This window comes from Actinomyces sp. 594, from assembly GCF_019325145.1.
Taxonomy (GTDB): Bacteria; Actinomycetota; Actinomycetes; order Actinomycetales; family Actinomycetaceae; genus Actinomyces.
Genome location: NZ_PIZC01000040.1, coordinates 23,497 through 44,759, shown reverse-complemented (window position 1 = coordinate 44,759; position 21,263 = coordinate 23,497). Strand labels below are relative to the sequence as shown.

The following is a 21,263-nucleotide window of genomic DNA, read 5'->3' as shown; positions in this document are numbered from 1 at the left end:
GTCGAGGTCGGTCGAAGTTGCACACTTCGGCCGACCTCGACGTCTTGTGCGTGACGGGGTGGGGCGGTGCTGAGTCCCGGTGCCGGGGTTGCTCCGGTCTGATAGCGCTGCTGGACTACGCCACCGGCCGGGACGGACCGTCGCCCGGGCCCGCGAGGGCCTGAGGCTGGCCGAGCGCCGCTGCCGCCACCCTGTGCCTGCATGACAAGGGGGAATATGGTGGCGTAGACCACAGCGGTGCGACGTCGCGCATATTGCGTCATCGTGTGCGGCACCTTAGCCTTAGGTCCGCCTAAGGACGCGGATGCTCACAAGTAGGCCCGTGTCTTTCGTGAGACAATTCGACGACAGAAAGAGTTGCGCCATGACTGCTGGAACTGCCGCCGGTACCGGTCTTATCGAATCCTTTGCGCGACGTGTCACCGCCCTGGACCGCTTGGCTATGACGCTGCTTCGCGTCGGCGTCATCATCGTCTTTGTGTGGATCGGCGCATTGAAGTGGTTCAAGTACGAGGCGGACGGAATCATCCCGTTCGTCGCTAACTCTCCCTTCATGCGGTGGATGATCGGTGACCCCGACGGCTACAAGGCCCACATGAACGCCGAGGGCGTGCTCAATGCGACCAACCGTGCCTGGCACGAGGCCAACGCGACCTACCCGGTGGCCATCTTCGTCGGTGTCACGATCGTCGGCATCGGCCTGCTGCTGGCGGCGCACTGGATACGCCCCGAGCTGGGGATGCTTGGCGCGCTGGGGGTCATTGGATTCTCCTTCATCACGTTGTCGTTCCTGGTTACCACGCCGGAGACATGGGTGTCCGCACCTGCTGAGGGGGTGGCCGACGCCGACCTCGGCTTCCCCTACCTGTCGGCGCGCGGGCGCCTGGTGGTCAAGGACTGCATCCAGATGGGGGCCGGCTTCGTGCTCCTGGTCGACTCGGCCCGGGCCACCCTCAGGCGTCGTGAGGCCAGTAGGGCCCGGGCGGAGTCGGATGATGTCCGGCTCCGGGACGAGGTCGCGGCCTGACACGCACGCCCGCGCAAACGCACCGGAAGCCATTGACGCGCTGGAAACTGGCAAGTGACTTTGGTGACTGTGCCCTGATTTCAGTTGGGTCGCGTGACCGAGTTGTAAGTGGTTGGTGATCCGATTACCGTGGCGGCGTGATTGTTTGGACTGGTGGTGGTGTCCTGGCGCTGCTGTTCTGGGGTCTTGGTGTGGGAGCCGGTTCCGCGGTGGCCTCGGCCCTGGGAGGCAGTGACTCGACCCAGACGATGTGCATCGGGATCGCTTGCCTGTTCTTCGGCTTCGCTAGCTACTTGGTGGGTAAGTGGTTCAATATCACCCGGCCCAGTCGGCAGGCGGAACAGCGCCTTGCCGACTACCAGCAGGAGTTGTTGGGTCGGGTGCAGGCCGGCGCCTTCCAAGCCGCACCGGGCGTGCCGGCTCCGCGCAGCGTAGAGGAGGCCCAGCAGCAGGTTGGCTCCCTGGTGGAACGGGAGCGCGCCCGCCTCCAGCGTGGCCTGCGCAACCGTCACACCATGTTCTGGATTCCGATGCAGTACTGGGGCATGCTCCAGGTCATCGGCGGCGGCGTAATGATCGTGGTGGCGATTACTCGCGTCGCCTCCTGAAACGAGGATTCAAGCAGCTTCTGCTGCCGGTGTTTCTACGCGCTTTGGGGGTGCAGTCAGTAAGCTGTAACCCAGCACATACCTCGGCCCGGCAGGAGAAGCAGTGCGCCAACTCATCGCTACCGACCTGGACGGCACGGTCCTGTTTGACCGGCGCGTCAGCTCCGCGGACCTGGACGCCATGCAGCGCTGGCGGGATGCCGGCAACCTGCTGGTGGTGGACACCGGCAAGTCCGTCTTCGCGACCCGTCACACCCTGACGCCCCTGGGCCTGGAGTTCGACTACGCCGTCACCTTCACTGGCGCCGTCCTGATCGACGGCGAATACCGGGTCCTGTCCGCCCGCTACCTGCCCGACGGCGTCGCGCACGAGATTGCCAGCTTCCTGCAGGGCATCGACGGGCTCACCGTCTTCGGCACCACCATGGAGGCCGACCACATCCTGTCCGATACCTACCATGAGACCTCCCCGATCCTGGAGATCTTCCGGCCCATGGCGGTGGAGGAGATGCCGGGTCACCGGTTCATCGGCGTGCCCATGCGGGTACGCGACGACGCCGTGCGGGAGCGCATCGTCGCCGACCTCACCGCCCGCTGGCCGGATCAGATCGAGGTGGTCCGCAATCAGGAGTTCCTCGACGTCATCCCCGCCGGTGCCACCAAGGGTGCCGGCCTGAGCGACCTGGTTGACTCACTCACCAGCGCCGACGGGCCGCTGGCCGGCGAGCGGATCGAGACCTGGAGCGTCGGCGATTCCTGGAACGACATCTCCATGCACGCGGTTGCCGACCACGCCATCTGCCTGCCCTGGTCCCCGCCCGACGTCGTCGCCGCCTGCGAGCGCTCGGTGGGCTCCATGGCCGAGCTCATCGACGAGCTGCTTGAGGGGGCAGCGCGATGAGCGGCGTCGGCGGGCGGGTACGCGACTGGTTCAACGGGGGAGACCCGGACGGGCGGGCCAAGCTCCGCGCCTGGGCGCGTGGCCACGACGGCCGCTCCGAGGGCTACACCTACGGCATGATGGGGCCCGCCATCGGGCTATCCGTCCTGGCAGCCCTGCTTTACGGACCGACTCAGGGCTACGGCAGCATTGTGGCGCTGGTGCTGGCGATCTTCCTGCTGCTGGGCAGACAGATGATCGAGCGGCAGGTCGCACGGGACGCATCCGATCTACGTGAGGCGGAGCGCCAGTACGGGCGTACCCGCAATCCCGAGTACCTGGAGTTCACCCGGCTGCGCGCCGGCGGCCTGCTGGAGGACAACAAGATGCTCACCGCGGACACGCGCGCCTGGCTGACTAGGCGCATCGAGTGGGCGCAGGCTGAGCAGGACAAGCGGGCCAAGCGGGATCGACGCAAGGGCCGCGGTCGGCGCAGCTCTGGAGGCGAGTAGTGAACCACGTCGGCCGCTACGTGCGCGGCGTCCTGTGGGACATGGATGGCACGCTCATCAACTCTCAGCACTTCTGGGATGACGCCTTCCGCCGCCGCTGCGAGGCCGCCGGCGGTACCGTCACCGAAGCGCAGGTGGCCGCCCTGGAGGGAGCCTCGATTCGCCGTACTCGTGAGCTGATTGCTGCTACTGGGGCGGCTTCCGATCCTGACGACCCGGCGGCCGAGGCGATTTTCGCCGCCATGGCTGCCGACGTGGAGGCCGCCGTCAAGGCCTCCCCGCCGCTGGTCCCGGGTGCCCGGGAGATCACCCAGACGCTGCTAGAGGTCGGGTTGGCGCAGGTGATCGTCACCCAGTCCCCGCGCCCCATCGTCGAGGCGGTCGCCCACGCGCTCGGGGACGTGTTCGCCGGCCTGATAACTGGCGACGACGGCCTGCCCGGCAAGCCCGACCAGGCGCCCTACGCCGCCGGCATGCGCCTGCTGGGGCTGAGCGCGGACCAGTGCGTCGTCGTCGAGGACTCCGCCACCGGCGCCGCCTCTGCCCGCGCCAACGACCTGCGGGTGATCCAGATCGGCGGGCACAAGCACTTCCCGGCCGATCCCGGGCTCGTCGTCGTCCCGGACCTGAAGGCCGTCACGCCGCACCTGCTGCTGTGGGCCGAGCCCTGAGCGCCGCCGCGCCCCGGACCGACCGCGGGGTCACTCCCCGGAGAAGCGGTACACGTTCGTCTCGCGCAGCTTGAAACCGGCCCGGCGGTACAGGCGGTTGGCCGCCTCCCGGGAGGGACGCGAGGTGAGGTCGACGGTGCGGGCACCCAGTGACTGGGCGTACTCGACCGCCGCCTCCACCAGTGCCTGGCCGGCACCGTGGCCACGGGCATCGCCGTCGACGACGACGTCCTCCACCCAGGCGCGCAGACCGGTGGGGATGGTGAAGGTCGCCAGGGTCAGCATCCCCAGAATGGGGGTGGTGCCGTCTGCGAGCGGGGCGTCGGGGCGGAAGGCGAACAGGTACACGCCGGGCTGGTCGACCAGGGCCTCGCACTGCGCGGCGGTCAGGGCCGGGGCGCTGCGGGAGAGCTGGGGGATGAGGCGCTCCATTGCCTCGACCAGCTCGGGGGTGGACTGGGTGACGACGTCGACGCTCACGGGTACTCCTTACAGTCGTGGGAGGGGCTGCCGGGTAAGAGCGTAACCGTTCGGGTGGCCCTCGGGAGGCGCACGGCGGCGTGGTCCGGGTGGGAATTACCCGGTGGTCGCGGTCGGGTCCATGATGACGCCCTCGATCAGCACCAGGCCGGTCAACTGGTCGAGGATGCGGACCACGAACGGGTGGTCGACGATAAAGCTGACTGGGTTGTCTTCTTCGTCGGGTACGGCACTTTCGGTTATGGACACTTCGGTTAGGGCTCCAGCGACGGTGCCTTCTTCTTTGACCATGAGGCGGACCTGCTGGACCGCCTGGTCAACCTCCAGGTTCTCTCCGATGTGCTCCAGAGAGTCCAGTGTTATGCCCTGGGCCGTGAGGAAGGCGAGCAGATTCACGGGGCCGGGCGCTAGGTCGAAGGTGGGCAGGGCCAGCCGGACCTCGGCCATACGCTGCTGTCCATACGCGTTGGCGTCAAGCGCCGCCGAGGCCTCGGCCCAGGTGCCCTCGGGCAGGTCAGATGGGTTGGTGCCGACCTCGGGCAGGAACACGTCCATTACGGTGCGGCCGCTGCCCTCGGCGTACTGCAGGCGCACGGCCTGCCAGCCCTGGCCCTGCGCATAGGGGAGGCGGAGCTTGTCGCGCATGAGCCGGGCAGTGACTACCGTGCCGTCGGAAAGGGTGAAGTCCTCGTCGGCGGTGTCATTCGCGTCGAAGGGCCAGGCCCACCCGGCGGCGAATAGCAGGGCGTTTTGCAGGACGAGCCGCGTGTCCTCGGTGATCTCAATGCCGGAGGACCTGATCAGCCCGCCAGTGTGTCTCTGCGCCCACGCGTCAAGGGCCGCTTTGGCATCGCTTAGGGCGGCGTGCTCGGTGGTGGCGTCGTACCACTCGCGGGCGGCGTCCAGGTAGGCCTGGTCCACCGCCGGGTTGTCCCCGACCAGCAGCACCCGGTTGGCGATGTGCAGCAACGGAATCTCCGGGATCGCTTTGGGGTTGTAGTTCTCCAGCTGTGCCTCAGTGGGCTCGTAGATCAGCAGGCTGTTCTGCAGCGCCGACCAGGTCTGGTCACGGGCGTCATCCGCAGCGGCGCCCGAGCCATCGGCCGATGATGCCACTCCGAGCAGCTCCTCCACACCGTCGGCGGGAGCGTCGGAGCCCGCGTACAGCAGGGCTATGGTCAGGGCGGTTCCGACCGGGCAGGTCAAGGCGTTGGCCGCGGGGTTCTCACCCAGGCGGAAGCGCAATAGGGATTCGCTCAGGGCGGCGCAGGCGGCCGCGGCCTCCGCTGCCACGGGGGCGTCCTCCAGCGAGATCTCGCGGTGGACGGCGTCGGTGTCGTAGGCCTGTGCCCGCGCGGAGCCGCCGAACACTCCGCACCCGCCGAGGGCCACCAGCGCGGCGATGGCGGGCGGGAGCGCCAGCGCCCGGCGGCGGGACAGGCCGCGAGTCCCGCGTCTCCGGGGCAGACTGCCCGGGGCCGTGGGGGCCGCGGGGCAGGTAGACGCGGAGGGAGTGGATGAAGAGGGACCGGGTGCGCCGTTGCTCGCCATGCGTCGAGGCTAGGTGACGTGGCGGCGCCGATCTATGGGCCGTCGTGCCCAGAACCGCCATATCAACCGGTCTCGATGCGTCACTAGTGCCGGTTTGGGTGTGTCACTAGTGCCGGTTTGGGTGTGTCATTCGGTCTCGGCGGAGGTCTACTAGGACCTCGGCGTGGTCGGTGTGGGGGAACATGTCGAACAGGCGCGCCCGCCCCGCCCGCAGCGACGGCATTCGCTCCAGGTCGCTCGCCAGGCTGACGGGGTTGCACGAGGAGTACAGCACCCGCTCCACCCCCGAGGCCTCGATGCGCGCGGCCAGCTCCGCGCCAATGCCACGCCGCGGCGGGTTGACCACCAGCAGGTCCGGCACGGCCCCGGCCCCCGGGTCCAGCACGGAGGCGTCGCCCGCCTCAATGCGCACGGCGCCCTCCGGCAGCCGCATGAGTCGGGCCGCGGCTCGGGCGCCGTCGATCGCCGACGCCGACACCTCCACGCCCAGCACGCGCCGGCCCGGCCCGGCCAGCGTCAGGGCGAATCCGCCGACGCCGCAGAACAGGTCCCACACCAGACGCTCCCTTCCCACCGCCGCGCCGGGTGCGGCATCGGCCCAGTCGCGGGCGGTCGCATACAACTGCTCGGCGATGGCGGTGTTGGTCTGGAAGAAGGAGCGCGTGGGCACGAACAGCGGTAGCTCCCGCATGCGCCTGCGGGCCATGCCCTCCTGGACGCCCCCTACTGCGGCGCCGGGCGGCTCCGGCAGCTGTAGCCGCATGAGCAGGCGGTCCTCCTCGGTGAGCACGATCTCCTCCGGGCCCTCAATGATCGCCTGGTGCACCGGCTGAATGTTGGCGCTGAGCACCGCCAGCGTCGGCAGCCGCCGCTGCAGGTCGGGCAGGGCGGCTCGCAGGGCGGCGACGTGGCGGCGGCTGCGTAGCACGAAGCGCACCATCAGGTCCCCGTCCGGGGAGGCCGTCACCAGCAAGTACTTGAGCTCACCGCGCCTGGCTGAGACGTCGTAGGGCGTCAACCCGAGCTCCGTGATTGTGTGCGCGAGCACCGGCAGCGCAGCCGCGACCTGGGGCACGTGCAGGGGGCAGGAGCGCAGGTCGACGCCGCGTCCGCCCGGCCCGAGGATGCCCAGCAGCGGCTCCGCCGCCGTCCCGGAGACCACCATCTTGGCCTTGTTGCGGAATCGTTCCGGCGCGCTCGCCGCCGGCTCCTCCCACGCCCGCGGCGGCACGGGGTTCGCGCCGTCGGCCAGTAGCCGGGTGACACGCGCCTGCTTGCGTGCCAGCTGTGCGGTCAGCGGTGCTGACAGGTGCGGGCAGGACCGGCAGGTGCCGACGTCGTGCAGCGCGCACAGCGACGCCGCCATCCCCGGTGCGGTGGGGAGGTCGCTCATGTGCGTGCCTGCGCAAACCACAGGTGGCATTGTCTGATCCCGGCCCGCCCCCGCGTCAAGGCGGCTGGCAGGCGCAGCCGCTCAGGGTGCCTGGACGGCCCTGAATGGCGTCACGGCATACGTGATCCGGCGATCCGACGCGCGGGGGAACAGGAGGATGCATGGGTAACGGGCGGGTATACGGCAGACTGTCGCGCATGAGTGATGAACCTGAGACCGATGCCAGCACGCAGCGCACTGCCCGCCACTCCGCCGGCACCGCCACATTCACCGAGGCCGATGCTGCCGCCTATCGCGCGCAGATCGCCCAGTGGACGCCCCGCACGGGCATCGGCACCGATGTACACGCCTTCGCCGACGCCGATTCCGGCACCGAGCTGAACCTGGCGTGCCTGAACTGGCCGGACGAGGTTGGCCTGGAGGGGCACTCCGACGGTGACGTGGTGGCCCACGCCTGCTGCGACGCCCTGCTGTCTGCCGCTGGTCTGGGCGATCTCGGCACCAACTTCGGCACCGACGACCCCCAGTGGAAGGACGCCGCCGGGGCGGCGCTGCTGACCGAGACCGCGGGGCGGGTGCGTGAAGCCGGATTCGAGATCGGGAATGTCGCCGTCCAGCTGATCGGCGCGCGCCCCCGCGTGGCCGACCGGCTTCAGGAGGCGACCGCGGCGTTGAGCGAGGCCGTCGGCGCTAATGTCGCCTTCTCCGCAACCACGACCGACGGCCTGGGCTTCCTCGGCCGTAAGGAGGGTCTGGCGGCCGTCGCCACCGCCCTGGTCTGGCCGGTGCCGCAGCCGTGACAGTAGCCGCCCGGGCGGTGCCGCAGCCGTGGCGGTTGCCGCCCGGGCGGTGCCGGGCTTGCCGCACCCGCTAGGCTGCGGGGGTGAGCACCTCCGTGAATGATGCGCGTCCCGCGCTGAACCTGCGCCTGTATGACACGGCGGCCCGCGCTGTTGTGCCCCTGGCGCCAACTGTCACCCCCGGCACGGTGACGATCTACCTGTGTGGTGCCACGGTCCAGGGCTCCCCGCACATCGGCCACATGCGCAGCGCCATCGCCTTCGACGTGCTGCGCCGCTGGCTGACCCGCTGCGGGCAGGACGTCGTACTGATCCGCAACGTAACCGACATCGATGACAAGATTCTGACCAAGTCCGCGGCGGCCGACCCGCCGGTGCCCTGGTGGGCGTGGGCGCAGCGCTATGAGCGCGAGTTCGACGCGGCCTACCGCGCCCTCGGCGTGCAGGCCCCCACCTACGAGCCGAGGGCCACCGGTCACATCCCGGCGATGATCGACCTGGTGCGCAGGCTGCTGGAGGCCGGGCACGCCTACACCGGCGAGTCGGGCAACGTCTACTTCGACGTGCGCTCCCTGCCGGATTACGGCTCGCTGACCAACCAGAACGTGGACGACCTGGCCACCACCGAGGACGACTCGCAGCTCGACGCCGAGGTGGAGGCGGACAAGCACGACCCGCGTGACTTCGCCCTGTGGAAGGCTGCCAAGCCGAGCGAGCCCGCGGACGCCTCCTGGGACGCGCCCTGGGGCAGGGGCCGTCCCGGCTGGCACCTGGAGTGCTCGGCCATGGCCCGGCGCTACCTCGGGGAGTCCTTCGACATTCACGGCGGCGGCATCGACCTGCGCTTCCCGCACCATGAGAACGAGCAGGCCCAGTCCCACGGCGCGGGCTGGGGCTTCGCCCGCCACTGGGTGCACAACGCCTGGGTGACCATTAAGGGCGAGAAGATGAGCAAGTCCCTGGGCAACTCGCTGGTGGTCTCCGAGCTGCTGAGGTCCTACGACCCGGCGGTGCTGCGCCTGGCGCTGGGGACCGTCCACCACCGCTCCACCGTGGAGTTCTCCGCGGAGACCCTGGCCGACGCCGCCTCCCTGTGGGAGCGGCTGTCCGGGGCGGTTCTACGGGCGCTTGAGGTCACTGCGCCGGCCGACGGCGGCACTAGCCCGGTTGATGCTGGTGCCGCGGTGCTCAGGGCCCGGTCCCTGCCTGCGCAGTACGTCGGCGCCATGGACGATGACCTGAACCTCGCGGGCGCGATGGCGGTGGTTCACGCCACCCTCAAGCGGCTCAACACCGCCCTGGCCGCCCCCGTCACTGACACCGACGCCGTCGCGGCGGCCGCCCTGGATCTACGCGCCCAGCTGGATGTGCTTGGCCTCGACCCGCTCGCGGAACCGTGGCGCGCTCGGGTGATCGGCGCGGGGAGCGGTGCGGACGACGCCGCCATGCGTGCCCTGGACCGACTGGTCACGGGGCTGCTGGAGCAGCGCGCCCAGGCCCGCGCCGCCAAGGACTGGGCGCGGGCGGACGCGCTGCGTGAGGAGCTGGCCGCCGCCGGGGTCGTCGTCGAGGACGGCGCCGCGGGCTCGGGCGGCGGGGCCCGCTGGCACCTGGCCTGAGACCCCGTGCCCGGCCGACCGAAGCCGTATAGCAGGACACTTGTAACCGCGACCAAGCGGGACCAACGGACGCTAACCGAGGAACAGGATCTACACGATGCCAGGAAACGACCAGCGGCACGGCGCAATGCGCAAGTCGAGCAAGAAGAAGGGCCCGCTCAAGGGCTCCGGCGGGGTGCGCCGTCGGGGGCTGGAGGGACGGGGGCCCACGCCCAAGGCGGAGGACCGGGTCGGCCACCCCAAGGCGCGTGCGAAGGCCATTGCCGAGTCCCGCGCGGCCCAGCCCACCCACGCTGGGCGCCTGGAGGAGGCCAGGCGCCGCTTCGGGGTGCCGGCGGGCCACGAGATCGTCTGTGGCCGTAACGCAGTTGCGGAGGCGGCCCGTGCGCGTGTGCCCATCACCCGCGTGTTCATGGCCTCCTCCGCGCAGGACGACGACCGCCTGAACGCCGTGGTGCGCCGGGCGGCCCTCGTGGGGGCGCCCGTGGTGGAGGCCACCAGGCTCGACCTGGAGGCACTCACCGAGGGTGCCGTTCACCAGGGCATTGCCATTGAGGTACCCGCCTACGACTACGTCCTGGCCCGCGACCTGCTGGACCGCGCTCGCGAGGCCGGGCACACGCCGCTGCTGGTGGCGCTCGACCAGGTCACCGACCCGCACAACCTCGGCGCCGTGCTGCGCTCAGCCGGGGCCTTCGGTGCCGACGGCGTGATCATTCCGGAGCGCCGCTCGGCGGGCGTGAGTGCCGCCGCCTGGAAGGTTTCCGCGGGTGCCGCCGCGCGGGTGCCGGTGGCCCGGGAGACGAATCTTGTGCGGGCCCTGCAGGCGCTGAAGAAGGAGGGGTGCTTCGTCGTCGGCCTGGATGGGCGGGCGGATACGCCGGTGGAGGAGTTGAACCTGGCGGACTCCCCGCTGGTCGTGGTCACGGGCGCGGAGGGCAGTGGGCTGTCGCGGCTTGTGCGTGATACCTGCGACCTGCTGGTCTCCATTCCGATTGCCGGAACGGTGGAGTCCCTTAATGCCGCCGTCGCCACGGGCATCGCACTGTACGAGGTGGACCGGCTGCGTCGCCTGGCGGGTGCGGCCCGGTAGGCGACGGCAGCCGCGCTGCTGCTCGCGTATCGGGATCAGCGCGGCGCACGGGGCTGACCGGGAGGCTCTATGCTGACACAATGGTCGTGTACCCGCCCGTCGTGCGGACGGGTCGGCGGACAACGGTCGTCACCATCCGACTAGGAGGCCTCTATGGCTCAGGACCACGCACAGCGCTGGAACCGCACCGAGGGTGTGCTAGTCGTGCCCGGAACCCAGCCGGACGCGGTTGCCGCGCGCCTTGAGGCGGATCGCGTCGTCGCCCGCCTCGAGTGGTACCCGGCTACGCCCCACCTGCTGTCCCTAACCCTGCTGGCAGACGCCGACGGGCGCGTGGCGGTCACCCCGCCGTCGCGCGGCGGCGCGATCGCCGGGATCCGCATCAGTGAGCTGGTGGAGTCCCTAGCCCGCGAGTTCTCCGGTGATGTCACCATCGGGCCGGCCTCCTTCAACGCCCTGCCGGACGGTGTGGCGCTGCCGAGTGTGTCGGAGCAGACACCGGATGCCTCCCGCACCGTGGTTGTCTCCCCGCTCAGCGCCTACATGGTGCCGCTGCAGGCAACCCTGCTGGAGCGTCCGCTTGCGGTTGTCTCCTTGCCCGCCCTGGACCGGCGCGTCGTCATGTACGCCGGGGAGGGCAATGAGCTGGGCACCTTCGGCTGGGATGAGGAGTCCCTGCCGGCCCTGGTAATGAGCGTGGACACGCGTGATATCGCGGTGCGCGCCGTGGTCACCGGGGAGAGTGAGGATGACGCCGTCTTCTCCTGGGGCATGAGCTCGAAGTACGTGTGGGGCGGCGTGGCCACCCCGGGGCCGGCGCTGCGGCACCTGGTGGATGAGCTGCTGAAGGACTCCACCGACGTGTCACTGGTTGCCCAGACCGTGCCTGGCGCAGACGCGCAGGCCGTGGCCGAGGCCTTCTCCACCCCTGGGCTGGATGGCTTGGTGGCACTGGTGGACGCGCTCGGTATGCCCGACTGGGTGGCCTCGGTGCTGACTGGCCGGCTGGCGCCCGCAGAGGCGCCCGGGGCGGTGGTGCATGAGCCGCGCGGGTTGTCCAATGCCGTGGGGCGCTCGGTCGGGCTGATGCTGCAGGACCCTTCCGCGCCGGGTTCGGTGTTCTGGCAGACCTACATTGATACCGTCACTGAGCGGCCTTGGATCATGCGCGCCGGCGCACTACTGGAAGCGGGGATCGGCGGGGTGCTGATTGGGGCGGCGGTGCGCCGTCGCGGTCGCACCGGGTTGACGTCCCGCGGGATGCTGGGCACGGGAGTGGTGCTGCTGGTGGACGCCGTGGCCGAGGTCTCGCTTGCGTCTTGGACCCGGCATCGTGAGTTGCGGCGCCGCGCGGATGAGGAGATGGCGCTGGTGGCCGAGGAGCTCGGGGCCTGAGGCGGTCTGGCAGCTGTACGCTGCAAAACGCCCTGACACGGGCGCCCGTAACTGACGACTCGTTGCTTCCCTTGGCAGGCGCTTGGGAATTGCTGCCGCGCTCACAGGCGTGTTGGGGCCATCGCGCCCTAATCCTTTAGGAGGAACGCATGCATCGCAGTGCGGTGATGTCAACTGCGGTATCTCTTGCTCTCGTATTTTTGCCGTTGCATTCGGCCGCGAGTGCTGCGGACTCGTCAACCGACAGTCAACTGAATTCTGCACAGGACTGCATTCTTGCGGCGTCGAACGAAAACGCTCCGGGAGAAGAACTTCTAAGTGTCGAGTCCACCGGTGATTCGGCTGTCTGCATTGATGACGATGTCAGTACTTCTTTGCCGCTGGATCCCGGCGGCGCATTTCAGCTGACCGCTGGCGATGACCAACTGTCGATCAGATTACCAAATGAGAGTCAAATCGACGCACCAAATATAGTGGTTACGGCAACAAGGACTTTAATTTGCAAACCGTAAACCACTCGTCGCTATTGACACTCGAGATCGGCGTGCTCGGGCACCGCGAGGGCACAGCGGCCGGGGCGGCCAACCGTTCTGACGACGTAGCCTACGGTGCCCTGATCGGCGAGGCGGCGATCAGGGGTCTGAACCTGGTGCCTCCGGCCGACTGTGTGGGCCTGGCTATTGAGGAGGGCCGGGTGGGACCTGCCTCGCGGCGCAGCCGACGACTTCGTCGATGACGGCGCCGTCGGCTGGTTCCAGGTGGGGGTGTCGCGGGAGCTGACGCCCGCCACCATCAGCCTGATCTGCGAGTGCGCCTACGCCGCCTGCCGGGACGCCGGACCGTTCACGTTTCAGGGGCTGGCGCTGAGACTGCCCTCGGAGCGGGTCACCTACGACCATTCCCTCGCCACTCATATTGCGGAGCGACTGCCGGTGCGCGGTGAGGTCTCATCGCGTTCGGTGGTTATCGCCGTGGAGGTGCGTGACGGCAGTCCCGGTGAGGTAGCGCGTGCCGTATTCGAAACCGCCGACGGCCTGCTGTCGCTGGTCGCCGGTGCCGCGGGTTGGGAGGCGCACCACGAGGCGGTGCGCCGCGCGTATCCGCGGGGGCGAGCGCGTGCATGCGCGTGCCCTACTGGTCGCACACCATGGCGGCTTTTCTGGGCGCGCTGGTGCTGGCGGCCGACGACGCCCGAGTGCTCACCGGTGTGCGCGTGCAGCTGGGAGGCTGTTGCGGGGCACCAAGGCCGTGATTCGGCAGAAGCCTTATGGAGCCCTCGGTACAGTGTCAAAATCGATGACAAACGCCTTGCCGACACCCAGGGGTGAGCTCACGGGTTGTTGGAATTGCGCCGTTTCATGCAGCGCGGATCGCGGGCTGAGCGTCGTTTGTCATCAATCTGGACACTTGGCGCTACTCACCGGCCGCGTGGTGGCGCACCTGGTCGAGAAGGGCGGCTTGCAACGTGATCCGCGACGGCGCGCTGGCTACGCGCCATCCCGACGCCGACGGCCGCGACGCCGCGCCTCCCCGCTGATGGCGCGCCACTGCTTAGGATGCAGCGGGTGATCGGTGGGCAGGGCCTTCCAGGTGTTCCAGCTGGATGGCTTGGCCGGCCCCGCCAGCAGCAGGCCCGCTGCGTGCAGGGGCTCGGTCAAGCCCTCCATAACGTCAATGGTGAAGTGCTTGGGACGGTTCCACGGCGTTCCGGAATTGCGGGAGAAGTGCCAGCAGATGAGTTCGCTGGCCGCGCGGTCGCGCAGCGGGCGGGCCAGCACCGCCAGGCGCACGCGCCCGTGCTGGCGGCGTACCCAGGGGAGAATGAGCGCGAACGGAAATGCCTCGGCAAGGTACTCCGCCAAAAAGCTTCCGGCCTCACTGCCCTCGCGCAGGACCACGCCGGTCCACGGCCCTCGTGCGGCCAGCACGGAGTCCAGGTCCCAGGTCTCCAGGGAGAAGCCCCGCGGCCTCAGCTGATCAATGACGAAGCGCACTGCGTCCCGCGGCGGCGCCGCCACCTCGAAGCGGCGCATGGGCTGAGTCTCTAGCCATCCCATGGTCAGGGTCCTTGATGCCAATAGTGCCGACGATGCTGCGCGCTCGTCGATGGTTTCTGGGGCGCTACTCGCCCTTGAACTTCATGCCGGCGGTGAAGCCCATGGGGTTGAGCTCGAAGGCGGCGGCGGTGGCCTCGTCGAGGGCGGCGAACTCCTCGTCGTCGGCGGGCACGGGCTCGTCGTCGCTGAAGATGGCCTCCATCTCCTGGGTGTCGCCCAGCGACAGGTACGCCTGCTCGTCCGGGCGCTGCGGCAGAACCGTGTTGACGTAGTCCGCCACGGCCTCCTCGGTGGTGACATCGCGCCTGCTCTGCTCGGACATGTACCAGCGGTGCTCGAGCACCTCGTGGAAGATCTCCGCCGGCTCCAGCTTGCGCCGTAGTTCCATCGGGACGGCGGAGATAGTGGGTTCGAACACCTCCGACAACCAGGCGTGCGCCACCTGCTCCACAGGCTCATCCTTACGGCCGGTGACCGTACGGAAGGTCTCCAGGTCGTTGAGCATCCGCTGACCCTGGCGCTCCTGTACATCCAGACCGGTCAGACGCATGATCCGGCGGTGGTAGTAGCCGGCGTCCACAACCTTCGGCTGAATGACCATGCGCGTGCCGGAGCCGTCCGCCTCGGTCTTCATGGTCAGCTCGCCGACGTCGAATCCCAACTTGTTCAGCTTCTCAATGCGTGAGCGCACTCGCCACCGCTCACCCAGGTCAAAGGCCTCCTCCGCAGTCAGCACGTCCCACAGCTCCGTGTACCGGCTGACGATCCGGTCACCCACCTCAATGGTGTCCACGCTGGGCTCCAGCAGGGCGCCGGCCTGCAAGTCCATGAGCTCGCCGATGATGTTTGTGCGGGCGATATCGATGTCGTACAACCGCTTGCCCTCGGTCAGGCCCTCGGTGTGCAGCTCACCGGTCTCGGCGTCCACCAGATAGGCGGCAAACGCGCCCGCATCACGGCGGAACAGCGTGTTGGACAAGGACACGTCCCCCCAGTAGAAGCCCAGTAGGTGCAGCCGCACCAGCAGTACGGCGAGGGCGTCAATCAGGCGGGTGGCGGTCTCCGGGCGCATGTACTGGCTGAACAGCGCCCGGTAGGGCAGCGAGTAGGACAGGTGCTCGGTGACCAGCACCGAGTTGAGGATGGAGCCGTCCAGGCCCTTGCGTCCGGTGATGACCGCCGTCGGCGTCACGCAGGGCGCCCCGAGCCTGACCAGGTCCCGCAGCAGCTCGTACTCGCGGTAAGCGACCTCCTCGCCGATCTCCTTGACGGCGATGACCCGCTCGGACAGGTTCACGAAACGCACAATGTGGCGCGACAGCCCCCGCGGGAGGGCGGCAAGCACGTCGGTCGGCCACTCCTCCAATGGGATTTCCCACGGGAGATCAAGCAGCGCCGGGTCAATCGTGGCCGCAGTGATCTGCATGGACTGGGGCATGAGCGCATTCTCTCAGGTCCGCCGTGGAGCGCTCCGCGACGGCGCCGGGTCGTTGCAGGCGAGGCCGCTCGCCTTGTGGTCATCGGATCATGGCGAACGATACATGTGGTTTCGTTGAAAACCGCCCCGTCAGGGAAGGCAGGCGGGTCGGACGGTGCCGGAGCGGTTGGACCCCGCCCCTCGCGCGGAGGAACGGGGCCCAACCGGTTGGTCTTCCCGCGCCTGCGGACGCGAACGCAACCCGCAGGCGGCCGGGCCGGCTCAGGCGGGCAGACGCTTGCCGGTGGAGGCGGAGAAGATGTGCTCCTCGCCCGGCTTGATGCGCACGTACACCGTCTCACCGGGCTCCGGCGCGGTACGCGGAGGCACGCGGACGATGATCTGGCTGGAGTCCTCGCCGGAACCGAGCTTGTCCTCCGAGCCCTCGGCGCCGACCAGCTCGCCGTAGATGTAGGCGTCGCTGCCCAGCTCCTCAACGAAGGACAGGCGCACCGGGATGGAGTGCTGGTCCTCAGCGGAGACAACCTCGAGGGACTCGGGGCGGAAGCCGATGACGACCTTGTTGTTGTCCTCCGGGACGAGGGCGTCGAGCGTGGCCCGGGACAGCGGGACGCGCGCGGCGCCGATGGAGGCAACGCCGTCGCTGACCGTGAACCGGCCCAGGTTCATGGCGGGAGAGCCGATGAAGCCCGCCACGAAGTCGTTGGCCGGCTTGTCGTACATCTCGCGCGGAGTGCCGACCTGCTGGAGCACGCCGTCCTTGAGGACCGCGATGCGGTCACCCATGGTCAGCGCCTCTGTCTGGTCGTGGGTGACGTAGACGGTGGTGACGCCGAGCGAGCGCTGCAGGGACGCGATCTGCGTACGCGTCTGCACGCGCAGCTTGGCGTCCAGGTTGGACAGCGGCTCGTCCATCAGGAAGACCTTGGGCTTGCGCACGATGGCGCGGCCCATGGCCACACGCTGGCGCTGACCACCGGACAGTGCCTTCGGCTTGCGGTCCAGGTACTCGGTCAGGCCGAGGATCTTGGCGGCCTCCTTGACGCGCCGGTCGATCTCATCCTTGGGAGTACCGGCGATCTTGAGGGCGAAGCCCATGTTGTCGTGCACAGACATGTGCGGGTACAGGGCGTAGTTCTGGAAGACCATGGCGATGTCACGGTCCTTGGGCTGGACGTCGGTCACGTCGCGGTCGCCGATGAGGATGCGGCCGGAGTTGACGTCCTCGAGCCCTGCGAGCATGCGCAGGGAGGTCGACTTTCCGCAGCCCGAGGGGCCTACGAGAACCAGGAACTCGCCGTCGGCGATCTCAAGGTTCAGGCTGTCCACCGACGGGGTGTCGTTCCCCGGGTAGATACGGGTGGCATGATCAAAAGTGACAGTTGCCATAAGGGGTATCCCTTCACCGGCAGGTACGTGCCGGACGATCCGTGGTGAAAGGTGCCGATGCGTGTCCGCATTGACACGGGCCGGGAGCGGTTTGCCCCCGGGCAGGACCAACTCTGTCACACGACGGCGCACTCCAGGTAGCCCGCGGCAGCTCAGAAAACTCTGAAAGGGCTGTGAATCCCCTCACGTCCGCGGTGGTTGTGGCGGCTGCCGGTACTGTGGCGCCATGACGCACAGCCCCGACAGCGCAACGCCCGCCTCCCTGGCAGGACTGCGCGCGGGAGCCGACGTCGGCGGTTACCGGCTCCTGCGCCGCCTGGGTGCGGGCGGCATGGGAGTGGTCTGGGAGGCCGTTGACGCAGACGGTCGGCACGTGGCCATGAAGATCCTCCACCCGCAGATCGCGGCCGACCCGATGGCCCGCAAGCGGCTGGACCGTGAGGCCGCCGTGCTCGCCCGGGTCAAGGACTCCCGCGTGGCCCGCATCCTCGACATTGAGACCGGCGACGGCGCGGATGGCGCCGGCGTCACCTTCGTCATCACCGAGCTCGTGGACGGGCCCACCCTGCAAAGCGAAGTCGACCACGAGGGCGTCTACCGGCTGGACACCGACATCCGTGACCTGTCCGATCTCGCGCACGGCCTGGTCGACTCCTTGTCCGCCGTGCACGCCGCCGGCGTGATTCACCGCGACCTGAAGCCCTCCAACGTGATGCTCGGGATGCAGGGGCCGGTGCTGATCGACTTCGGTATCGCGCAGGTGGCCGACGACGTCCGCCTCACCCAGACCGGTCAGGTTACCGGCACTCCCGGCTTCATCCCGCCCGAGATGCTCGACGGCGGTGAGCCCACCCCGGACGTGGACTGGTACGCCTGCGCGGGTGTGATCCTGTTCGCCATCACGGGCCGCTCGCCCTTCGGCGCCGGCCCGTGGCAGGCGGTGTTCCGCCGGGTCTACGCCGGCACCCCGGAGCTGGGGGACCTGGAGGAGACGCACCCCGCCCTCGCCCGTGCCTTCAAGCTGGCGCTGGCGCCCGACGTCGCCGACCGCCTGTCCGTGCCGGAGCTGCTGGAGGTTCTTGATGAGATCGCCGACGGCGGCACCGGGGAGAACGCCTTGTCGCGGGCGGTGCCGGATACGGCGGTGGACGAGTCGGACACCACGACCGGAACCTACGGGGCCGTAGCGGGCCCGGGGTACGGCGCGCCGGTCAGGCCCGTCAGTCCCTCGCTCCCCAGCAGCCCGACGGGCGCCGCAGCGGTGACCGCCGCGAGCTCAGAGAGCTCAGCCGGCACGGCCTCCGGGTACGGGGTGGTGTCCTCCGCCCCTCCAGGCGCATATGGATTCCTCTCCGCCCCGGCATCGCAGCCCGACACCGCCGGCGTGGAGGCCTCCGCCTCCGCGGCGGGGGCTGTGCGCCCTGCCCCGCACGCCGTCGCAGTCACCTCCGGCCCGGTGGACCGGGCGGTGCCGCCGTCGTACACGCCGGGCACCGGTGCGGTGCCCGTCCGGCAAGAGGCGGACTCGGGCGCGGTAGCGGTAAGGCCGCCCCAGGTGCAGCCGAGCCCGCCGCAGGTGCAGCCGAGCCCGCAGCCGGGGGCCGTCCCCGAATGGGCGCTCGAGCCCAGGCGGCACCGGTCGGTCGCAGCCGTCTTCTTCCTGATGCTGGTGGCGTTGTCGCTGCCCATTCCGGGGTGGATTGGGCTGGCGTTCTCCCTGCTGGTCGTGATTGCCGGCACCGTGGGGCGGGCGGATGACGCCCGTCGGTGGCGCCGTCTGAGGAACGGCTACGTGTCCGGCACCGACAACTCGCGCATGTGGGCGTCAATGCCGTGGTACCTGGTGCGGTCCCTGGCGGCGGCCGCAGCGTCCTGCGCCGTTGGTGCGCTGGTGGCCGTAGTGATCTTCTCCGTCACCGGCAACGCACTCGGATTCGGCCCGGCGGACAGCGCCACCGTGCTGGCCTCGTGGAGCGACTACCACCGGGTGGGCTTCTGCCTGGTGCCCGCCAGTGCCGCATACATGCTGGTGTCCTGGTTCATTCCCTGGGGGGCGCCTACCCGCCGGGGCGGCGCGCGCATGATCGACGTGCTGCTCAGCAGTCGCTCGAATCGGCTGATCGGCGCCGCGGTATTCGCGGCGATCGCCCTGGGCGTGGTGCTCCTGTTCGTCATGGGGGCGGTGCCGCTCGCCCGCATGACGCCCTTCGACTTCATCTAGCCCTCCATCTGGTTATCGGGTCTTCCTTCTGGTTCCCCTGTGCCGGGGTGCTGCGGGTGCGCCTGTCGGTGGCGTGAGGCAGGCCGCAGCCCCAGGGACGTGCCTTTCCGCCTGCTCCAAGGCACAATGCTTAAGCTGGTCGGCGCCGCAGGCTTCGCGGCGGCACCGCACCGAAGGATTCAGTCGAGGAGTTATTCGTGGCCTCTAATCAGCCCCGTCCCACCAAGGCCGAGCGTCGAGAGGCGGCCCGCGCCAAGGCGCGGGCACTGCGTGAAGAGCAGGAGCGCCGGGAGCGCCGCGCCCGGATCACGCGCCGCAGCTTCCTGGGCGTAGGCGGGCTGGCCGTAGCCGGAACCGTGGCCGCGGTAGTGATCGCCGGGCGCGATGAGGAAGCCCTGGGTGGGAAGATCGTGACGGACCTTGCCAGCGGTGACGGAATTCCGGCAACCATCCGTGCCGACGGGTCACTCGTCTTCGGTTCCGACCTCCAGCCCGGCACCACCACGGACGGCGCCCAGAACCTGCACATCTACTTCGACTACTCCTGCCACCACTGTGCCAACTTCGAGGAACTCCACAAGACGGAGATCGAGACGCTACTGGGTGACGGCACGATCAACCTGGTGCTGCACACTTCGCGGTCCCTCGGGAACAGCTGGAGTGACATGGTGTGCAATGCCATGGGCGTGGTCCTGGATCAGGAGCCGACCTCCGCGTTCGCCTTCCACCATGCGGTCATGACTCGATTCTCAGAGATCTACGCCCGCGGGGACTTCTCGGCCATCAACGCCGAGTCGGTCACGCAGGCTGCGACAGAGGCGGGCGTCGGCGATGCCGTCGTCGAGCAGATCGCCTCCGCCATCACGGCGAACACCTATGGCGCCTGGCTCGACCTGTGTGACAAGACCTTCGCGGAGGCCGCGATCACCGGCACGCCGACAGTCGCCCTGGGAAGCGAGAAGCTTGAGCTGACCGATATCGCCACGGAGACCGGCATCACCGACCGCATCCGGGGAGGCTCCGGTTCCTCCGCGCAGTAGCCGCAGTAGTTACTGCCGTCCCGGCAATGCCCGCGCAGGGTCGTGTCCGGTGCCGTGCGGAGCAGTTGTGGGCGTTCCGGGCGGGACCGGGTAAGCTCACCCCGCATGCCGCGTTAGCTCAGTTGGTAGAGCAGCTGTCTTGTAAACAGCAGGTCGTCGGTTCGAGTCCGACACGCGGCTCCATGTTTTTCCGCGCAGTGGGCCGCCTGCTGAGACCCGCCTGCCGAACCGGAACGCGCGGCGATAAGGTGAGCCTTGCCTGAATACGGCTCGGCTTGCGGCCGGGCCCCGTCGACCTTAAGGAGAACCGCGGTGGCCAGCCCCTGGGAAGTCTATGAGGCCCTTATCGATGACCTCCCCGACGGCGTAACCGTCGCGGCATCCCGCCGCGGCCCGCGTTGGACCCGCGTGCTCAACTCCGCCGACGGGCTGGGCTCCGCCTGGTCGCTGAAGGCGGTATCGCGTCCGGCCGCCTCCGCCGACATCCCCGACGTCGGTCGGCCCCTGCGCGACGTCGCCGCCCTGGCCAGGAGCTGGAACCTCGCCGAGGCGAGTGTCGGGCTGGCCGCCATCAACTCCTGGTACTCGCGCCCCGAGGTCGCCGCCTCTCACGGCTTCGTTCCCACCGGTGACGGACTCACCTGGGGGCAGGTATTCGACCCGTATCAAGACGCCGTCGCCGGCCTGAAAGTGGCGGTCATCGGTCACTTCCCCTTCGCCCGCCGCGTGCTGTGGCGGGCGGGCGAACTGTGGACGCTGGAACGCGATCCCCGGCCCGGCGACTACCCGGACACCGCCTGCGAGTACCTGCTGCCACAGGCCGACTACGTGTTCATCTCCTCCTCAAGCCTGGTCAACAAGACCATGCCGCGGCTGGTCGACCTGGCGGTTGGCGGCGGGGCACATACGGTGCTCGTGGGCCCCTCCACCCCCATGCATCCGCTGTTCCTGGACCTAGGGGTCGCCACCGTCACGGGATTCGTGCCGGCGGCTGAGGTCCGCTCCGCCGCCGACCTGGAGGAGCTGGCCGCGTCCGGTGAGATCGGGCCCGGTGTGCGCATGCACCTGCACGCCGTCGGGGAGTGACCG

21 protein-coding genes and 1 tRNA gene are annotated in these 21,263 nt (G+C 69.1%); 16 read left to right on the top strand and 6 right to left on the bottom strand.

Annotated elements, in window-relative coordinates; genetic code table 11:
- The first annotated feature begins 364 nt into the window (after nucleotides 1–364).
- The 5 genes from GZ998_RS06880 (at nucleotide 365) to GZ998_RS06860 (ending at nucleotide 3,698) form a co-directional block, all read left to right on the top strand.
- On the top strand, nucleotides 365–1,027 hold the full coding sequence (locus GZ998_RS06880) for a DUF417 family protein (protein ID WP_162679059.1): 663 nt from the start codon (nucleotides 365–367) through the stop codon (nucleotides 1,025–1,027).
- Nucleotides 1,028–1,164: 137 nt separating this feature from the next.
- Nucleotides 1,165–1,635, top strand: coding sequence for a transcriptional accessory protein (locus GZ998_RS06875; RefSeq protein WP_162679058.1), 471 nt, complete (start codon nucleotides 1,165–1,167; stop codon nucleotides 1,633–1,635).
- A gap of 103 nt (nucleotides 1,636–1,738) precedes the next feature.
- Nucleotides 1,739–2,536: an HAD-IIB family hydrolase gene (locus GZ998_RS06870; protein WP_162679057.1), complete on the top strand. Its 798-nt coding sequence runs from the start codon at nucleotides 1,739–1,741 to the stop codon at nucleotides 2,534–2,536.
- Complete coding sequence (locus tag GZ998_RS06865) at nucleotides 2,533–3,027, top strand: hypothetical protein (protein ID WP_202616214.1); 495 nt, start codon at nucleotides 2,533–2,535, stop codon at nucleotides 3,025–3,027. The genes GZ998_RS06870 and GZ998_RS06865 overlap by 4 nt, the downstream gene beginning before the upstream one ends.
- Nucleotides 3,027–3,698 (top strand): HAD family phosphatase, encoded by a 672-nt coding sequence (locus tag GZ998_RS06860; RefSeq protein WP_161925085.1) that lies wholly within the window; start codon nucleotides 3,027–3,029, stop codon nucleotides 3,696–3,698. Before GZ998_RS06865 ends, GZ998_RS06860 begins: the two co-directional genes overlap by 1 nt.
- A 30-nt stretch (nucleotides 3,699–3,728) precedes the next feature.
- Here the strand turns inward: GZ998_RS06860 and GZ998_RS06855 are convergent, their stop codons facing one another.
- The 3 genes from GZ998_RS06855 to GZ998_RS06845 form a co-directional block, all read right to left on the bottom strand.
- A complete protein-coding gene (locus GZ998_RS06855) occupies nucleotides 3,729–4,178 on the bottom strand; it encodes an N-acetyltransferase (RefSeq protein WP_161925084.1) in 450 nt (149 codons plus the stop codon).
- A gap of 96 nt (nucleotides 4,179–4,274) precedes the next feature.
- Nucleotides 4,275–5,729: a serpin family protein gene (locus GZ998_RS06850; protein WP_219109423.1), complete on the bottom strand. Its 1,455-nt coding sequence runs from the start codon at nucleotides 5,727–5,729 to the stop codon at nucleotides 4,275–4,277.
- Nucleotides 5,730–5,835: 106 nt separating this feature from the next.
- Nucleotides 5,836–7,122 (bottom strand): methyltransferase domain-containing protein, encoded by a 1,287-nt coding sequence (locus tag GZ998_RS06845; RefSeq protein ID WP_219109422.1) that lies wholly within the window; start codon nucleotides 7,120–7,122, stop codon nucleotides 5,836–5,838.
- Nucleotides 7,123–7,319: 197 nt separating this feature from the next.
- Between GZ998_RS06845 and ispF the strand changes: the two genes are divergently transcribed.
- The 7 genes from ispF to GZ998_RS13095 all read left to right on the top strand — a co-directional run bounded on the left by ispF (nucleotide 7,320) and on the right by GZ998_RS13095 (nucleotide 13,281).
- The gene (gene ispF, locus GZ998_RS06840) at nucleotides 7,320–7,922 is read left to right on the top strand and encodes a 2-C-methyl-D-erythritol 2,4-cyclodiphosphate synthase (RefSeq protein WP_161925081.1); all 603 of its coding nucleotides are present in this window, start codon (nucleotides 7,320–7,322) and stop codon (nucleotides 7,920–7,922) included.
- 83 nt (nucleotides 7,923–8,005) lie between these two features.
- Entirely contained in the window at nucleotides 8,006–9,541 is a 1,536-nt protein-coding gene (gene cysS / locus GZ998_RS06835; RefSeq protein WP_219109421.1) for a cysteine--tRNA ligase, read from the top strand.
- Nucleotides 9,542–9,638: 97 nt separating this feature from the next.
- Nucleotides 9,639–10,634, top strand: coding sequence for a 23S rRNA (guanosine(2251)-2'-O)-methyltransferase RlmB (gene rlmB / locus GZ998_RS06830; protein WP_161925079.1), 996 nt, complete (start codon nucleotides 9,639–9,641; stop codon nucleotides 10,632–10,634).
- A gap of 153 nt (nucleotides 10,635–10,787) precedes the next feature.
- Nucleotides 10,788–12,029, top strand: a complete 1,242-nt coding sequence (locus tag GZ998_RS06825) for a hypothetical protein (RefSeq protein ID WP_219109420.1) — start codon at nucleotides 10,788–10,790, stop codon at nucleotides 12,027–12,029.
- A 149-nt stretch (nucleotides 12,030–12,178) separates the two neighbouring features.
- Nucleotides 12,179–12,541 (top strand): hypothetical protein, encoded by a 363-nt coding sequence (locus GZ998_RS06820; protein ID WP_219109419.1) that lies wholly within the window; start codon nucleotides 12,179–12,181, stop codon nucleotides 12,539–12,541.
- A 14-nt stretch (nucleotides 12,542–12,555) separates the two neighbouring features.
- Nucleotides 12,556–12,765: a hypothetical protein gene (locus GZ998_RS06815; RefSeq protein ID WP_219109418.1), complete on the top strand. Its 210-nt coding sequence runs from the start codon at nucleotides 12,556–12,558 to the stop codon at nucleotides 12,763–12,765.
- Between the two features lie 384 nt (nucleotides 12,766–13,149).
- Nucleotides 13,150–13,281: a hypothetical protein gene (locus tag GZ998_RS13095; RefSeq protein ID WP_257505426.1), complete on the top strand. Its 132-nt coding sequence runs from the start codon at nucleotides 13,150–13,152 to the stop codon at nucleotides 13,279–13,281.
- Nucleotides 13,282–13,516: 235 nt separating this feature from the next.
- Here the strand turns inward: GZ998_RS13095 and GZ998_RS06810 are convergent, their stop codons facing one another.
- The 3 genes from GZ998_RS06810 to GZ998_RS06800 all read right to left on the bottom strand — a co-directional run bounded on the left by GZ998_RS06810 (nucleotide 13,517) and on the right by GZ998_RS06800 (nucleotide 16,913).
- Nucleotides 13,517–14,086, bottom strand: coding sequence for a hypothetical protein (locus GZ998_RS06810; protein ID WP_219109417.1), 570 nt, complete (start codon nucleotides 14,084–14,086; stop codon nucleotides 13,517–13,519).
- Nucleotides 14,087–14,150: 64 nt separating this feature from the next.
- Nucleotides 14,151–15,524 (bottom strand): DUF4032 domain-containing protein, encoded by a 1,374-nt coding sequence (locus tag GZ998_RS06805; protein ID WP_161925074.1) that lies wholly within the window; start codon nucleotides 15,522–15,524, stop codon nucleotides 14,151–14,153.
- A gap of 261 nt (nucleotides 15,525–15,785) precedes the next feature.
- Complete coding sequence (locus GZ998_RS06800; protein ID WP_161925073.1) at nucleotides 15,786–16,913, bottom strand: ABC transporter ATP-binding protein; 1,128 nt, start codon at nucleotides 16,911–16,913, stop codon at nucleotides 15,786–15,788.
- Nucleotides 16,914–17,139: 226 nt separating this feature from the next.
- Between GZ998_RS06800 and GZ998_RS06795 the strand changes: the two genes are divergently transcribed.
- The 4 genes from GZ998_RS06795 to GZ998_RS06780 all read left to right on the top strand — a co-directional run bounded on the left by GZ998_RS06795 (nucleotide 17,140) and on the right by GZ998_RS06780 (nucleotide 21,260).
- Nucleotides 17,140–19,134, top strand: a complete 1,995-nt coding sequence (locus GZ998_RS06795) for a serine/threonine-protein kinase (RefSeq protein WP_219109416.1) — start codon at nucleotides 17,140–17,142, stop codon at nucleotides 19,132–19,134.
- 197 nt (nucleotides 19,135–19,331) lie between these two features.
- A complete protein-coding gene (locus GZ998_RS13090; protein ID WP_219109415.1) occupies nucleotides 19,332–20,174 on the top strand; it encodes a thioredoxin domain-containing protein in 843 nt (280 codons plus the stop codon).
- A gap of 107 nt (nucleotides 20,175–20,281) precedes the next feature.
- Nucleotides 20,282–20,357: transfer RNA gene (locus tag GZ998_RS06785), tRNA-Thr, on the top strand.
- Between the two features lie 129 nt (nucleotides 20,358–20,486).
- The gene (locus GZ998_RS06780) at nucleotides 20,487–21,260 is read left to right on the top strand and encodes a Rossmann-like domain-containing protein (RefSeq protein ID WP_161925010.1); all 774 of its coding nucleotides are present in this window, start codon (nucleotides 20,487–20,489) and stop codon (nucleotides 21,258–21,260) included.
- The last annotated feature ends 3 nt before the right edge of the window (nucleotides 21,261–21,263 follow it).

Coding starts and splice junctions, on each gene's coding strand:
- GZ998_RS06880 (WP_162679059.1), top strand. CDS start 365: ATGACTGCTGGAACTGCCGCCGGTACCGGTCTTATCGAATCCTTTGCG.
- GZ998_RS06845 (WP_219109422.1), bottom strand. CDS start 7,122: ATGAGCGACCTCCCCACCGCACCGGGGATGGCGGCGTCGCTGTGCGCG.
- GZ998_RS13095 (WP_257505426.1), top strand. CDS start 13,150: ATGCGCGTGCCCTACTGGTCGCACACCATGGCGGCTTTTCTGGGCGCG.
- GZ998_RS06805 (WP_161925074.1), bottom strand. CDS start 15,524: ATGCCCCAGTCCATGCAGATCACTGCGGCCACGATTGACCCGGCGCTG.
- GZ998_RS06800 (WP_161925073.1), bottom strand. CDS start 16,913: ATGGCAACTGTCACTTTTGATCATGCCACCCGTATCTACCCGGGGAAC.
- GZ998_RS06825 (WP_219109420.1), top strand. CDS start 10,788: ATGGCTCAGGACCACGCACAGCGCTGGAACCGCACCGAGGGTGTGCTA.
- GZ998_RS06865 (WP_202616214.1), top strand. CDS start 2,533: ATGAGCGGCGTCGGCGGGCGGGTACGCGACTGGTTCAACGGGGGAGAC.
- GZ998_RS06820 (WP_219109419.1), top strand. CDS start 12,179: ATGCATCGCAGTGCGGTGATGTCAACTGCGGTATCTCTTGCTCTCGTA.
- GZ998_RS06810 (WP_219109417.1), bottom strand. CDS start 14,086: ATGGGATGGCTAGAGACTCAGCCCATGCGCCGCTTCGAGGTGGCGGCG.
- rlmB (WP_161925079.1), top strand. CDS start 9,639: ATGCCAGGAAACGACCAGCGGCACGGCGCAATGCGCAAGTCGAGCAAG.
- GZ998_RS06795 (WP_219109416.1), top strand. CDS start 17,140: ATGACGCACAGCCCCGACAGCGCAACGCCCGCCTCCCTGGCAGGACTG.
- GZ998_RS06850 (WP_219109423.1), bottom strand. CDS start 5,729: ATGGCGAGCAACGGCGCACCCGGTCCCTCTTCATCCACTCCCTCCGCG.
- ispF (WP_161925081.1), top strand. CDS start 7,320: ATGAGTGATGAACCTGAGACCGATGCCAGCACGCAGCGCACTGCCCGC.